Below are 11,393 nucleotides of genomic sequence, written 5' to 3' on the forward strand. Positions count from 1 at the left end.
GGCGGATGCGACCGATAGAAAAAGTATATTAGAATTAAAAAGAAATCGAGCCTTTACGAAAGCAGTTTCTAATATGGCAATTATGGATATTACGGATATTGAACCACTTCTTATGGCTGTTTATGAACTGTTGCAGGAAAGCGGAATTTTTGTCTTTGCAACGCAACACCCTTGTTTTGTCACGTTGACTGAAAAATATATGACACCGCACAGTTACTATGATATAGCGATTGAAGGGCAACCGAAAGAGCAGATTTATTATCATCGTTCCATACAAGATATTTTTAACCTTTGTTTTAGAGCTGGATTTGTCATTGATGGATTTTATGAAGAATGTTTTAAAACCAACAAAGAAATTCCTATGGTAATGATAGTAAGGCTTAAGAAGGTAAAACGTGATAGCTTAAAATAAATTCAAGTTTGTCGGGTAAATAGCAAACCCAGCCGAGCCAGTCAACGGTCAAGATGAACGGCGCATATGCGCAGCCGTTGACAGCCCCGCCCGCCTTTGCTGGTAGGCAATCAAGGGGCGACAGCAAGAAGTGCCACCGCCCCGCACTATTATTCAGAAAGGGGAATTTCCATGACCGACCAGATAGCCTATCAAGAATATATCCAGCGCAGGTACAACGCCTTTTGCAAGGGCGATATTTTCAGAAAGCCCGATACTGCTCCTTGATGAAGCGACCTCTGCTCTCGATGCAGATACGGAAAAACGGTTGCTTCAAAATCTGCGGAGTATGACGGATAAAACGGTTGTTATTGTTACACATCGTCCTGCGGCTTTGGAGATATGCGACAGAGTGATTGATTTCACAAATACAGACGGCTCGGAGAGCAAATAGCAAGCTCCCTGAGCCGTTTTTCTTTTTCAGCGGATAGTTTTCCCCATAACCGTCACAGACGGCTCTGAGACGCTTTACCGTTCGCCAGAGAGCCTATCATCATTCAAGGTCATTCCGTTTACGCTTTTGCTGTTGTCCTCGGCTCTGTTCATGGCGGAGATATTCCTCTATTGTCCTCGTAGCTTCGGACAGCTCACGGGACTTCTTATCCGCCTGATTGTATTCCGAATTTTTCTTCGACAGCTTTTTCTGCAAAGATGCGATATGCTTTTCAAGATTTTCGACTTTCGGAATATTGCCTGACGGGTAAAGCTCCAAAACCTGTTTGCAGGTTTCGTGATATTCGGCAATATCGCCGCCGTGTTCCTTGCGGTACTTCTTTTCCTCCCGACCGCTGAGTGCTTTCAGTTCCTCTCCGATATGCTTGACCTTGCGATATTTTTTCAGCACTTTGAGTTTTTCTTGCAGATCTTTGATCTGTGCGTTCAGGTCATTCAGCTCACCGACAAGATAAAGAAGTTTTCAGGCAAACATTGTAAGACAGGTACAGCAAGCTAAAATATTACCGAAAGGGTGCTTACAATGATTGATATGATTTATAACCTCCGTGTGGGAGATATACACGCTGCTGAGTTCTCTGACGAGTTCAGTATAGAGTTTACATTCTACTTCAGAACAGGATGTAAAATTTAAAAAATGTCAATACTAACAATTCGTTTTCATGATATTTGTACAAAAGTGCAAATTTTAAGAATAATATATGTAATATATTGACAAACAAAAACAAATATGTTATACTATATTTACAAAGATACAGTTCTTTAAATTTCCTAAATAATATAGTGATAAATGTTTTGCTTTATTGGGTTTGTATAATTGATTATAAGCAAAAGAAATTTGACTGCTTTGCTGTATAACTTGTACACATACTTTTATTATGTAAAATTTATCAGGTTTTAGGTTTTTTAAGAGCTTGGGTTTATGGTTTAGTGTATAGATTAGGAGGTATTATAATGACGTTTATCAAAAAAGCATCAGCAATGCTCTCGGCAATAGTTGCGATTGCATGTGTTTCTTCGGTTTCTGTAAGTGCTGCTAGTTTTTCTTTCTATATTTCTAACAGTGGCAGTTACACATCTACGAGTGTTACAGCAGGGTATGCTGCACATGATGGATATGTCAACGTAAGTTACAATGTTCAATCTCTTGCAAATGGCTGTGGCGTTAGTCAAAGTACATATGTTGGAGGTACTTATGTTGGAGGTAATTCGTATTCTTCTACAGGCACTTATGCAGAGGGCTATTCGCATTCTTATATTGATAAGGGAGAGAGAATACTGTCAAGTCTGTCGTTAAATCCTGCACCTTATGGTCTTGGAAGCAGTGCTTCTGGTTATGTAACTGGAAGCTAATCAAAAAAGTGTAGTTTAGGTTTTAATTAAAGGGTACTGCTACTACCTATTTTTATGCAGTACCCTTTATCATTTGAAAGAAGAGAACCAGAATGAAAAAACTAGTTATTCCTTTTATGAGTGTTGCGTTAATCCTATTATCTTCTTGTGCTAATTCTCCTGACAGTATAAAAAGCAACAAACATGAATCTGATAAAACTCAAGTTACTTTTGTACCTTCTGATAAGATATACGATGACTTTGAAAGTGCTTATAGTGCAGGGTATTCAAAATTTATTCTACCTGACAGCTCTACAATCAAACAAACGATTCCCGACGGAGTATATAACTTGGAATTGGCATATAGTAACGCTAATAACAGCATTGAGTGGAAAAAAGACAAAGTTTTAGAGCTATATTCCGCTTTCAACTTTTCATTTGATCCAATAGTAGATGCTGATGAAAATATTGCGCTCTTGCAGGTTAACAGCGAAAAGATAAAAATTGAGCCATACTCACGCCCGTATATTTCTTGGAAAGAATCTGATAACGGAGTCAATAGCGTAAGCGAGAACATAACCTCAAAGAATTCTTATTACATTGATCATATAAATACAAATGCCATCCCTGATGAGCTTAATAATGCGAGTTCAAAGGCTCTATCTGTATGTGAACAGGTCAATGATATTTTAGGCGATGAATTAGAATTTCAAGTATCAGATGGATATATCATTCACACATCGAATGACGTTGGTTATGAGATAGAACTGAGAAAAAGCTACAAAGGAATAGGTATTCAGAATTTAATTTCTGAATATTCCAGCGACTCTCTTTTTGTAAAAGGAAATACTCTTATGTCATTTGCAATGCAGACTTACATAGATCTTGACAGCAATTTTTCACCCGAATATTTTGTTGGGTGTGATGCATTTACCGTAGCTAAAGCAGAACCCTTGAACGAAATCATTTCTTTTAAAGGAGCATGTGATATTTTAGAAACAGAATTGGCAGACAATATGAGTGTTAAGTTTGATAATGTAATATTGATGTATGAACCTAGGGGTACATTAGTTGAAGCAGAATTATCAACTGATTCTCAAAACATTATTTGTACACCGAAATGGTATTTTATTCAGGACGATGTAGCGCAGACAGGGCTTCATTCCATCAATTATATAACAGTAGACTGTGTTTCAGGAGCTGTTGAAGTTATTATGCCGTAGGGAGATGTTATTCTTGAAGTCATTGAAATGTGATTTGAGTAAGAGCATTCTTAATATTGGATTCTTAGGCTGTGTAATACTTACAGCGTTCTTATGCTTTACATCAAAGGTATATGTTGATCCATCTACTGCAAAATCATACTCGGTCATTGAGGCAATTTTTATAATTGACAAACAGTTAAAACTTGAAAACTATAGTTTCAGTTCCTACTCAGTCTTTTGCAAAGGTTTCAATGGCTATCTCTCGCTATTTATGCCTGTCATATCCGCTATACCATTTATCATTCCGTTCACCTCAGAGGGTGCATCTGGAATGAAAAGATTTGTTATAACGAGAACAGGAGTAACAAAGTATTATCTATCCAAGGTGGTCAGCGTACTCTTTTGTGGTGGATTGATTGCGTGTTTGGGATATGCTTTTTATGGTCTTGCGGTCAGATTTCTTTTCCCATCGCTGTCATCTTATGATTTAGACTACAAAACGATGGAACTTATATTTGTTACAAATAAAAATGAATTGACATCTGTTATTACATTATTAGTATCTGCATTTTTGTATGGTGCAGAAAGCGTTGCGTTATCACTTATTATTTTTTCTTTCAGCTATGATCCATATCTTATTACTTGTATCCCATTTATACTGATTTATACATGGCAAACTTCACTACAAAAAATAACAAAGAATTTAATAGACAAAGAAAGATTTGATATAGCTAACGTTGTATATGATATGTACCCAAGCAGCGTAATGTCCTTGAATGTCACAGCAACGAGTAAAGATATAAAGATAATTATTATATTTACAATGGCACTTATAGTGTTTTGTTCATTTTTTTATATTACAGTTATGCATTGCAGAACCGATAAAGGGGAGTAATTTTATTGAAAAAAATCAATGTTAAGCAGATATGTTCTGTAGCAAGAGCAGAATTTATCTCAACTGTAATTAATACGAAGATAATTATGATCCCTGCTCTTATCATTTTTATAAAAAGTTTTGCAATAGACCCATTACTATACAATGCAGAGCTTATGGGGGAAAACTTGAATTATTTGGAACCCTTTATAGCAGTAGTCAATTCGGAAACTCTTAATCTTGTCATACCTTTGGTTTTCCTTGCTCTCATATCAAACTATCCTAAAATCGACTCAAATACCCTCCTATATGTTATAAGAACAGGACGAATAAATTGGTATTACAGCATGATACTATATCTGATACTAATTACTATGTTTTATCTTGCAGTTGTACTGATTGGAACGATCGTACCGATCAGTTTGTCATGTACTTTTGATAATAACTGGAGCATGGTAGTAACAGATTTTACAAAAAGATTTCCGGAACAAAGATACAATTTCGGTTCAGAATTATTACCGAACAATCTGCATAACCAGCTTTCACTTATTGATTCAGCTGTGCATAGTACTATATACATGAGTGCATATCTGTTGATTATTGGTTTGAATCAATTTGTTTTTGCACTGTTTCAAATGAAGCCTTTTGGCTTTGTAGTAAATGGTACTTTAATATCAGCCGGAGCAGCCTTGTGTGCTGTTCGCACAAATTTAATGTGGACTATGCCTATGGCAAACAGCATGACATGGATGCATTTCACGCAATATTTTAGCGAACCTGTGATTCCCATATGGTATTCAGGAGTATATTTTTCATTGTTTATAGCTGTGCTGTTGATAATAAGCTGTATAGGAATACAAAAATTCAAATTCAGCAGCATATAAAAGGAATATATTATGAGCATTATAAATGTGAAGGGTGTCTATTTAACAATTTCAAAAAACGAGATACTCAAAGATATTGATTTAGCACTTGATGCCAATCAAATACATGGTCTTATAGGCAGAAATGGCAGTGGGAAAACAATGCTGATGAAATGCATATGTGGTTTCATCAAGCCTACATCAGGGGAAATAGTCGTTGATGGAAAACGCATTGGAAAAGATGTTGATTTTCCCAAAAATATGGGTATTATAATCGAAACACCCGGTTTTATTCCGTATTATTCAGGGTACAGAAATCTTAAACTTCTTGCAGGTCTAAAAGGCAAGATAAGCAAACAGAAAATAGTGAAAAGTATGGAACAGGTGGGACTTGATCCGAAGCTGAAAAGACACGTCCGCAAGTATTCTCTTGGTATGCGTCAACGCTTGGGTCTTGCGCAGGCGATCATGGAAGATCCGGATATTCTTATTCTTGATGAACCGTTCAATGGTCTTGATAAGGATGGTGTCAAGGAAATGCGAGAATATTTGTTATCCTACAAAGAACAAGGCAAAACAATACTAATATGCTCCCATTCAGCAGAGGATATTGAAGTGCTGTGTGACACAGTGTATGAAATGGATAAAGGACGGATTTCAAAGTTAAAGTAAACCATTTGTCCATAGCCTACTGGCACACTCAAAAACCGTTCCACACAAGTCATAATCGGAATTGTGGAGCATACCACAATCAGCACGAACCCTATTGGAACTGAATTACTAACCGCAAGCTCTCGGAAACGCCCTGCAAGCGTTTCTGAGGGCTTTTTCTTTCCAGCGATTAGTTTCCGCTCCGCAAGGGTGGAGGGCGCTGTGGGGCTTCTCCGTTCCGCTGACAGCGTTTGTCAAGCAGAGGTCTGCTCGGTGATGCCGTTGCGGATTTCATACTCACGCACACGGCGATAGAAAGTGTTAGCTGACATATCCATTCTACGCATAAAGTCACGCCCCGTGATGTTCTTCGACTTCCATTCCCCATAGAGCTGCCCGAACCTCGTCCAGTCGGTGGGGATAGGTTTCCGTCCGGTGTACTTGCCCTGTGCCTTAGCAATTTCAATGCCCTCACGCTGTCGCTGTCTGATCTGCTCCCTTTCAAGCTGAGAGAGGGCTGCGAACACGGTGAGCATAAATTTCCCCGTAGGTGTGTTGGTGTCAATGCTCTCCTTGTGGCTGACGAGGGTAACGCCCTTGTCGGTGAGAGTGTCGATAGCCTTTATCTGCCGATTTGTTTCGGCAAAGTCGGCACGGTCAACGCCTATATCAACCCTTGCCCTCACACAATCTCTGACGTATGTTGACTTGCTCTTGTACCCGAACTGTTCGCACTTACTTTCGATGTCCTGATACTCGCTTTCGGTGAAACGGATATTGAGCGTTCGTGCCTTGCCCTCACGCTGACCTTTGAGGTACTTGCGTTCATCATCGGAAAGCTCGTCCGCAGGCTTGTGTGCGAGAGTATCATCAAGCTCGGATTTGACCTCTTGGTCAAGGGCATTGTTGATAGCTCCCTCGTAGGTCATACCCTCGAACTCCATAACCTTTTGCTTGGGCGGTCTGCCCCTTTTCTTCTTCTCTGTTTCCATTGTGGTACTCCTTTCGTTTATTCAATCGGCATCAGCCGATTTCTCTTTGTCTGCTCCGCAGACTTCGGGGCTTGGGGTGTCCCCAACAAGCAATTGTATTTCAAGTCCCTTGTGGCGCGAAATACATTGCTTGCTATTTTTCCCGCGCTGTCGCGCGTATTTCTGCCTGCGTGATTTTGCCTATCCGCAGGCTTTCGCTGTTCCAACAGCGAATTTGGAGCTGTGCGACTGTTTTTCCGCCGCTGTATCGGCGGTGTCATTCTTCGCTCACGCTCCGCCGTGATGCCCTCAATATCATCACTCTTGAAATTGTAAACTGGCTCGGCGCAGTTACAGCGCAACTTGGGCGGCAATATCGTGAAAATATCTCTCAATAGTTATTACCAAAATCCATACGGTATCGTTAAGCATAGCCTGCGAAAAATATCACTGAATTTGTAACAGTCCGTTTGTGCATAACGGAGAATATCTCGGTGACACTTAACGATTGGCTGAAAAAGTTGGTATTGATATATGAGCGCTCAAAAATGCTCCGTTACACTTGCGATAGAAGTGCGACCGCATACATTGGAGAATTTTCATTTTCCCCATAACAACCTGTCGAACTGGATAATCTCAATGGAACGGAAAGTTTGAGCGCAATATCAATAGACAGAAACGGCGTATCTGCGCTATAATATTATCATAGGGCATTGGCTCTAAATCCAAATCGAAACAAGGTGATGTGAATGGGTAAGAAAGCTAAGACTGAAGCTGATGAGAAGTCCGCTGCTGTCATCACGGACACTGTGTTGGCTAAGAACAATAAGAAGCTCACTGACCTTGAAAAAGCTATCAAGGAAGCTCTTGAACGCAAACACAAGATTATCGTTGAAAGCAAACTCTACACCTACGGTCAGCTCTCGGAGCTTTACGGCGGTATCGAGGGGCAGGCACTTCTTGACGCTGTGACTACGGAACATAACCTTATCGGCAAGCTGACCGCAAGCGGTATGACCTATGAGCAGATCGGTGAACTGGCTGACGATGATAACAGCGTTGCTGATAATACCGGCAACGGCTCGGACGGTTATGCTGATGACAATGAACTTGAAGGACAGACTTCATTCTTTGAAAAGAAGTACAATCCTTACTCGGATTAACATATATCCGACAACAAAACGATAGCTGTGAGAGGAATGGCAGCAATGCCGTTCCGCACGGCTATAATCAACAACACTATGAGGGCAGAGAGATAAAGCGAAACCCTCAAACCTAAAAGCATAGACAGAGATACGCTAAAGGAGAAAATTCGCTATGAATAACACAACAACTACCGCCGTAAATGCGGTATCGGAAAGTGTGTCCGAGTACCATATAGGGCATACGATTTACAGAGTAAGAACCGTCTTTAACCCCTCTTTTCGTGAGAGCCTGAGCGATATACTCGCAAGGCTGATAACAGAGGATTGTGAGAAACTCCTCGGTGAAACCGGACAAGAACCCATACAGCAGGCTGTCTAAATTTTCGTGCAGGGCATATTGACATTTGCCCGAAGATGCGCTAAACTTATATCATAGCTTGCTGTATCCTGTCGGAAAGTGAGGTTAAAATGACAGACAAGATTACAGCTTTATACTGCCGCCTGAGCCAAGATGATATGCTCGACGGCGAGAGCAACAGTATCACCAACCAGAAGGCTATTCTTTCAAAATTCGCTGAGGACAACGGCTTTCACAACACGGCTTACTATGTCGATGACGGAGTAAGCGGTACGACTTGGGAGCGTGATGGCTTCAAAGCGATGATGGCTGACATTGAAAATGGCAAGGTGGGTACGGTCATTACCAAAGACCTTTCAAGGCTCGGTCGAGATTACCTGAAAACAGGTGAACTGATCGAAATGGTGTTCCCCGATTACGATGTGCGATATATCGCCGTAAACGATAATGTCGATACAGCGAAATCCGAGAATGAACTGCTTGCTTTCAAGAACATTTTTAATGACTGGTACGCCCGTGATTGCAGTAAGAAAATTCGTGCGGTGTTCAGGGCTAAAGGTCAATCGGGCAAGCACCTGTGTCCGCCAGTGTACGGCTACAAGAAGTCGGATACCGACAAGAATTTGTGGGTAATTGACGAGCCTGCCGCCGAGGTGGTACGCAAGATTTTCAAGCTCTGCATTGACGGCTACGGTCCGGTGCAGATCGCAAGAATTTTGACGGAGCAAGGCATACCAACACCGACTGCCTACGCATTGTCGCAAGGTCGTGACAACGGACGGCATAATGCAAAGACTTATCGCTGGGGAGCGCAGACAATTGCCCATATCCTTGAACGCTACGAATACTGCGGTCACACGGTCAATTTCAGAACGAAAATGAAGTCCTACAAGGTGCATAAGATCGTCTACAACCCGCAGGAAGAATGGCAAATCTTTGAGAATACGCAAGAGCCTATCATCACGCAGCAGACCTTTGATTTGGTACAGCAACTTCGCAAGCACAAGCGCAGACCGCAACGCTCTGAGGCAGTCAACCCGTTTGCAGGAATGGTGTACTGTGCTGACTGCGGAGAGAAGATGTACCTGAGTCGCCGCAAGAATGAGCGCCCTGAACAGGAGCATATGCGTTGTTCTACATACGCAAAGGAACAGGACAAATGCACTGTCCACTATATCCGCACCTGTGTCCTCAACGAAATTGTCCTCGGTGAGCTGAACAAGCTCTTGACAATGGTGCGTGAGAATGAGGACGGGTTTATTCAGACGGCTATGAGCAATTCCGTTCAGCGTAAATCCTCGGAGCTTACAAAAGCAAAGAAAACGCTGAAACAGGCTGAAAAGCGTGTCTCCGAACTGGACAAGCTGTTCACAAGACTGTATGAGGACAATGTTCTCGGCAGGCTGTCCGATGAGCGTTTCACGATGATGTCCGCAGGATATGAGGAGGAACAGGCAAAGCTGAAAGCTACCGTTGCGGAGCTTACCGCCTTTGTGGAAACGGCTGAACAGAAGTCCTCCGATGTAACTGCGTTCCTCAAAGTCGTACACAAGTATGAGCATATCGAAAAGCTGACACCAGAGATCATGCACGAATTGGTTGACAAGATCGTAGTACACGAACCCGACAAGTCCAGCGGTAAGCGTGTGCAGGATATTGAGATTCACTTTCGCTTTGATGTGGCGGTGACTGCCATATCCGTGGAAACAGGTAAATTGCAAATACTTCGTAATTGCTGAAAAAAGGTCGCATAACGCCTATTTTATGCGACCTGAATTAAGGGAGAAAAAACTTCTATATCACTACTGTGGTTTCGCACCGGGGTTATCGTTGCCGTAGCCCTCAAGCAGATTGACCACGCCCCAAAGCGAAACACCGCCGCCGATCAGGCAGATAACGGACTTGAGGACGGTGCAGGCGGTAGTGATAAAGGACGAGGTATCGACCTCGCCTGTGCCTGCTGCGAAAGCCTGAGTTGCACAGGTAGATGCCATGATGCCTGCAACAGTGCAGAACATCGTTGTCTTCTTTGCACCACGGGTGAGCTTAGAGAGCCACTTGTGCTTAGGTGCAGAGGTAGTGGTTGCTGTCTCCATTGCGGCACCATCGACCGCAGAAATATTCAGTTCGTTCATAGGTAAAAAGTCTCCCTCAAAAAATAAAGTAAAGAATGTCCGCAGCTTCAACCGATTATCTCTTTGTTCGGTTTCTTCACTGTCCGAGTTAAAATCCGACATATATCTCTTTTTCGTCGGTTTCCTCAGAATTTTGTGTATCAGCGGTTTCTGTTTCTGTTGCTGATACTGTTGTAACTTCCTGTCCGGCGTCCGTCATATCAACACCAAACTCCGTGAACTTCTCCTGTCGAGACAGTCTCAAACGCATCGCCTTTTGGTCACTCACATATTTTTCGATGTTGAACCCCATCTCAGGATTATCGTCCAAAAGCATTGGATATTGCTTATGACGGGTAATGTCAAACTTGTCCGAGAAGAACGGACGCACTCCTCGCACCTGCAAGATACATTTACCGCCGTCCATGACCGCCAGTTCGTCCTGACTTTTCAGTTCTTTGCCGAGCTTCTGATAGTTCATACCGTAGCTTTCACTCTGACCTCTGTTCGTAGAGGTATTAAAGGAGTCGATTGTCTCTTTGCCGAGACTTTCGCTGATCTCCTTTAATGTTGACTTCTCCTTACCGCCCAAAAACAGCATCGTATCACAGTTGCCTTCGATCGTATCTGCATTGTCTTTATAGATAGCCTTTAGCTGGCTCTTAGCTTGCAAGATGATACTTGCCGATATTTCACGGCTTCGGATAGTCGCAATGAGCTTCTCAAACTGCGGTATTTCGCCAATATTGGCGAACTCGTCTAACAAACAGCGTACATGATAGTCCAGCTTTCCGCCCGGTGAATTATCTGCTTTGGTGCAGAGTAGGTTGAAAAGCTGGGAATACATGATCGCCACAAGGAAGTTGAATGTAGCGTCTGTATCGGAGATGATTATGAAAAGCGCACTCAGCTCGTCACCGAGCTTGTCAAGGTGCAGCTCATCGTAGGAGGTGATCTCCAAGACCTCATCTATTGC

The 11,393-nt window shown here is 42.1% G+C and carries 12 protein-coding genes and 1 pseudogene; 9 read left to right on the plus strand and 4 right to left on the minus strand.

Going from position 1 to position 11,393, the window contains the following annotated elements; translation table 11 throughout:
• Positions 1–412: pseudogene (locus CUS_RS10260) on the plus strand (methyltransferase); the annotation flags it as partial.
• Between the two features lie 532 nt (positions 413–944).
• Here the strand turns inward: CUS_RS10260 and CUS_RS10265 are convergent.
• A complete protein-coding gene (locus CUS_RS10265) occupies positions 945–1,295 on the minus strand; it encodes a hypothetical protein (RefSeq protein ID WP_002850382.1) in 351 nt (116 codons plus the stop codon).
• 563 nt (positions 1,296–1,858) lie between these two features.
• Here CUS_RS10265 and CUS_RS19825 point away from each other — a divergent pair.
• The 5 genes from CUS_RS19825 (at position 1,859) to CUS_RS10285 (ending at position 5,850) form a co-directional block, all read left to right on the plus strand.
• The gene (locus CUS_RS19825; protein ID WP_157769520.1) at positions 1,859–2,257 is read left to right on the plus strand and encodes a hypothetical protein; all 399 of its coding nucleotides are present in this window, start codon (positions 1,859–1,861) and stop codon (positions 2,255–2,257) included.
• Between the two features lie 92 nt (positions 2,258–2,349).
• Complete coding sequence (locus CUS_RS10270; protein ID WP_002850368.1) at positions 2,350–3,459, plus strand: hypothetical protein; 1,110 nt, start codon at positions 2,350–2,352, stop codon at positions 3,457–3,459.
• A gap of 313 nt (positions 3,460–3,772) precedes the next feature.
• Positions 3,773–4,336: a hypothetical protein gene (locus CUS_RS10275; protein WP_157769521.1), complete on the plus strand. Its 564-nt coding sequence runs from the start codon at positions 3,773–3,775 to the stop codon at positions 4,334–4,336.
• Positions 4,337–4,341: 5 nt separating this feature from the next.
• The gene (locus CUS_RS10280) at positions 4,342–5,199 is read left to right on the plus strand and encodes a hypothetical protein (protein ID WP_002850379.1); all 858 of its coding nucleotides are present in this window, start codon (positions 4,342–4,344) and stop codon (positions 5,197–5,199) included.
• 12 nt (positions 5,200–5,211) lie between these two features.
• The gene (locus CUS_RS10285; RefSeq protein ID WP_002850381.1) at positions 5,212–5,850 is read left to right on the plus strand and encodes an ABC transporter ATP-binding protein; all 639 of its coding nucleotides are present in this window, start codon (positions 5,212–5,214) and stop codon (positions 5,848–5,850) included.
• Positions 5,851–6,083: 233 nt separating this feature from the next.
• Here CUS_RS10285 and CUS_RS20415 read toward each other — a convergent pair whose 3' ends face one another.
• Positions 6,084–6,821 carry a recombinase family protein gene (locus tag CUS_RS20415; RefSeq protein WP_002850370.1) on the minus strand — a complete coding sequence of 246 codons (738 nt, stop codon included), beginning with the start codon at positions 6,819–6,821 and terminating at the stop codon, positions 6,084–6,086.
• A gap of 728 nt (positions 6,822–7,549) precedes the next feature.
• On the opposite strand from CUS_RS20415, the gene CUS_RS10300 reads away from it, so the two are divergent.
• The 3 genes from CUS_RS10300 to CUS_RS10310 all read left to right on the plus strand — a co-directional run bounded on the left by CUS_RS10300 (position 7,550) and on the right by CUS_RS10310 (position 10,042).
• A complete protein-coding gene (locus CUS_RS10300; RefSeq protein WP_002850384.1) occupies positions 7,550–7,963 on the plus strand; it encodes a hypothetical protein in 414 nt (137 codons plus the stop codon).
• Between the two features lie 154 nt (positions 7,964–8,117).
• On the plus strand, positions 8,118–8,324 hold the full coding sequence (locus CUS_RS10305) for a transposon-encoded TnpW family protein (RefSeq protein WP_002850365.1): 207 nt from the start codon (positions 8,118–8,120) through the stop codon (positions 8,322–8,324).
• An 89-nt stretch (positions 8,325–8,413) separates the two neighbouring features.
• Entirely contained in the window at positions 8,414–10,042 is a 1,629-nt protein-coding gene (locus tag CUS_RS10310; RefSeq protein ID WP_002850377.1) for a recombinase family protein, read from the plus strand.
• Positions 10,043–10,105: 63 nt separating this feature from the next.
• Here the strand turns inward: CUS_RS10310 and CUS_RS18645 are convergent, their stop codons facing one another.
• Positions 10,106–10,438 carry a Maff2 family mobile element protein gene (locus CUS_RS18645; protein ID WP_002850367.1) on the minus strand — a complete coding sequence of 111 codons (333 nt, stop codon included), beginning with the start codon at positions 10,436–10,438 and terminating at the stop codon, positions 10,106–10,108.
• 88 nt (positions 10,439–10,526) lie between these two features.
• Positions 10,527–11,393: VirD4-like conjugal transfer protein, CD1115 family (locus CUS_RS10320; RefSeq protein ID WP_080559552.1), on the minus strand; the 867-nt coding region annotated here is incomplete at its 5' end.

Source organism: Hominimerdicola alba 8 (assembly GCF_000178155.2).
In the GTDB taxonomy this organism is placed as follows: domain Bacteria; phylum Bacillota; class Clostridia; order Oscillospirales; family Ruminococcaceae; genus Hominimerdicola; species Hominimerdicola alba_C.

Coding starts and splice junctions, on each gene's coding strand:
- CUS_RS19825 (WP_157769520.1), top strand. CDS start 1,859: ATGACGTTTATCAAAAAAGCATCAGCAATGCTCTCGGCAATAGTTGCG.
- CUS_RS10270 (WP_002850368.1), top strand. CDS start 2,350: ATGAAAAAACTAGTTATTCCTTTTATGAGTGTTGCGTTAATCCTATTA.
- CUS_RS10275 (WP_157769521.1), top strand. CDS start 3,773: ATGAAAAGATTTGTTATAACGAGAACAGGAGTAACAAAGTATTATCTA.
- CUS_RS10285 (WP_002850381.1), top strand. CDS start 5,212: ATGAGCATTATAAATGTGAAGGGTGTCTATTTAACAATTTCAAAAAAC.
- CUS_RS20415 (WP_002850370.1), bottom strand. CDS start 6,821: ATGGAAACAGAGAAGAAGAAAAGGGGCAGACCGCCCAAGCAAAAGGTT.
- CUS_RS10300 (WP_002850384.1), top strand. CDS start 7,550: ATGGGTAAGAAAGCTAAGACTGAAGCTGATGAGAAGTCCGCTGCTGTC.
- CUS_RS10305 (WP_002850365.1), top strand. CDS start 8,118: ATGAATAACACAACAACTACCGCCGTAAATGCGGTATCGGAAAGTGTG.
- CUS_RS10310 (WP_002850377.1), top strand. CDS start 8,414: ATGACAGACAAGATTACAGCTTTATACTGCCGCCTGAGCCAAGATGAT.
- CUS_RS18645 (WP_002850367.1), bottom strand. CDS start 10,438: ATGAACGAACTGAATATTTCTGCGGTCGATGGTGCCGCAATGGAGACA.